Annotated in this window: 3 protein-coding genes; 1 reads left to right on the forward strand and 2 read right to left on the reverse strand. The window is 64.3% G+C overall.

All coding sequences use genetic code 11. From position 1 onward, the window contains the following. Positions 1-227: IS30 family transposase (locus DEU38_RS27870; protein ID WP_147283608.1), on the forward strand; the 227-nt coding region annotated here is incomplete at its 5' end. Positions 228-382: 155 nt separating this feature from the next. On the opposite strand, the gene DEU38_RS27875 is transcribed toward DEU38_RS27870, so the two are convergent. Together DEU38_RS27875 and DEU38_RS27880 are read right to left on the reverse strand one after the other, a co-directional pair. Then, positions 383-1,417: an alpha/beta hydrolase family protein gene (locus DEU38_RS27875; RefSeq protein ID WP_114724610.1), complete on the reverse strand. Its 1,035-nt coding sequence runs from the start codon at positions 1,415-1,417 to the stop codon at positions 383-385. Between the two features lie 410 nt (positions 1,418-1,827). Then, on the reverse strand, positions 1,828-2,507 hold a 680-nt coding region (locus DEU38_RS27880; protein ID WP_147283609.1), incomplete at its 5' end, for an IS3 family transposase.

The raw sequence follows: 2,507 nt of genomic DNA on the forward strand, positions 1-2,507 counted from the left end.
CCGACATCCCTGCCTACTTCTGTGATCCCGCCAGCCCCTGGCGGCGAGGATCGAACGAGAACACCAATGGTCTACTGCGGCAACACTTCCCGAAATGGACGGATCTGTCCGTCCACAGCCGTCAGCACCTCGATACCGTCGCCGCTGAACTCAACGACCGCCCCCGCAAAACGCTCGGCTGGGATACTCCGGCCGATCAGTTCGCCGCTCTTGTGTCCGGCAACTAGAAGCGGCCAGCCACGCTCACGGATTCGACACGACCGACGGTTCAACCGGGAAAGAATGCGGCGCCATGGTTGTCCACGTGGCGCTGGAAGCGCTGGACGGAGCTGGCGCGTGATTGCCAGCTCCGTCCACAGACTATGTCGCTCCAGGCTTCGGCCTAGATTCCCATCGAGCGGGCGATCATCGGCCAGGAGTTGTGCAGGTCGTCCTTCCAGTAGCCCCACGAGTGGGTGCCGGTGGGCTTGAAGTCGAACGTCGCGGGGATCTTCAGCTCGGCGAGGCGGTTGGCGAGGTTGTGGGTGCAGTAGTTGGTGGCCGCCTCGATCACGCCGCCGACGACTACCCGCTCAGCCTGGGCGAGCGGCTTGCCGTCGATACCGGGGCTGTTCAACTGGTCGTGCGGGCCGGGCAGCCCCGATCCGGTGGAGACGTAGAGCTCGGTGCCGCGGAGCTTTTCGGCGTTCACGACCGGATCGTTCTGCACCCAGCCGGGCCCGTCGAGCGGACCCCACATGTTGGTGACGTCGACGCCACCCCGGACGCCGGTGACGAGCCGGATGGCGTTCTGTCCAGCCCAGGTGCTGGTCTCGGCGCAGCCGCTGTACGAGCCGACGCTCTTGTAGAAACCGGGCTTGGCGATCGCCAGGTTGAGCACCGAGGTGGCGGTCATCGAGATCGCAGCGACGGACTGCACCTTGTTGGTGCCGAACTCGGCGTCGATGACGGGCGGGAGTTCCTGGGTCAGGAAGGTCTGCCACTTCTGACGGCCGAGCTTCGAATCGTCCTTCTGCCAGTCGGTGTAGTAGCTGAAGGCGCCCTCGAGCGGGGTGACGACGTTGACGTTCTTGTCCTTGAAGAAGTCCATCACGTCGGCATTGCGCTGCCAGGTGGCCGAGTCCTCGCCGCCACCGGCGCCGTTGATCAGGTACAGCGTCGGGCGCGGCTGGCTGCGATCGGCGGGCAGGATGACCTCGAGGGGGATGTTGCGGTCCATCGACGGCGAATACACCGAGATGGTGACCTTGCGGTCGGAGTTCTTGGTGGACTTCGCCAGGTAGGCGCCGGAGGCGTCGAAGGTGGCGGGGGCGCCGTTGTCGGCGGACGCCGTGGCCGGCACCGCGAGCAGCGAGGCCGCGGACACGACTACCGCGGCCGCCAGAACCCGGGCGCGCCCGACCTTGGAATTCCTCATGCGAACGTCCTCCCCTTGAACCTTGAACATGCCGCGCGACACCGAATGTGCTCACGGGCGGTCATCAACTCGGCACCGAGCCTCCCCCGGGGCACAGCATTCGGACAGCACACTACCGACTGAAGAGCGGTGAATGTCCTGATTGGCGTGACAGGCTCGGGATTCACCCGCCAATTCACTCCGCACCGACCGCGCGACATCGCAGGTCAGCCCTCAAGCTCGTGTGGAGTGTTGGCGTGGGTGGACGCTTCCCTCGTCGACCCATGCCAGTGCGGACGGCCCGGTCACGTGGGCGATCAAACCCGTGTAGCAATCAAATTAGAAACCCTCGGCAAGTTGACCGAAGTGCTCGGCCGCGTTTCCCAGCCGAGCAATTCGATACCCTGAATCGCCCCGGCATGTCTGGAGACTTACGAGTTTGAGAACTCAGCGACTGGCTGAGTTCGGTGATCACGGTAGTAGAGGGCCTCGTACTCCGCGGGCGGCAGGTCGCCGCAGTGCTCGTACAACCTGCGGTGGTTGAACCAGTCGACCCATTCGAGGGTGGCGACTTCGACCTGGTCAACGGTCCGCCACGGGCCCTGAGCCTTGATCAGTTCGGTCTTGTAGAGGCCGTTGATCGATTCGGCGAGGGCGTTGTCGTAGCTGTTGCCGGTGGCGCCGATCGAGGCATCGATACCGGCGTCGACGAGTCGTTCGGTGAAGGCGATGGACGTGTATTGCGACCCGCGATCGTGATGATGAATCAGCCCGGATAGGTCGTCGATGCCCTCGCGCTGCCGGGTCCAGATCGCGTGCTCGATTGCGTCGAGGACCAGCTGCGCGGTCATCGTGGTCGCGGTCCGCCAGCCCACGATCCGGCGGGCGTAGGCATCGATCACGAACGCCACATATACCCACCCGGACCACGTCGACACGTACGTGAAGTCCGCTACCCACAACACATTCGGCGCTTCCGGGCAGAACTGACGTTGCACCAGATCGTCCGGGCGCCTGGGACTGCTGCATGGATAGGTGACATCTGATCTGTGGTGCCGGGAGGCACTGCTGGAAGGATGTACCCCGTGCCGAAGCCGTACCCCAAAGAGTT

The sequence above is a fragment of the Rhodococcus sp. AG1013 genome (genome assembly GCF_003350365.1).
Classification (GTDB): domain Bacteria; phylum Actinomycetota; class Actinomycetes; order Mycobacteriales; family Mycobacteriaceae; genus Prescottella.

Bases quoted from the DNA above. Each gene is read 5' to 3' on its own strand.
- DEU38_RS27875 (WP_114724610.1), bottom strand. From the start codon at position 1,417: ATGAGGAATTCCAAGGTCGGGCGCGCCCGGGTTCTGGCGGCCGCGGTA.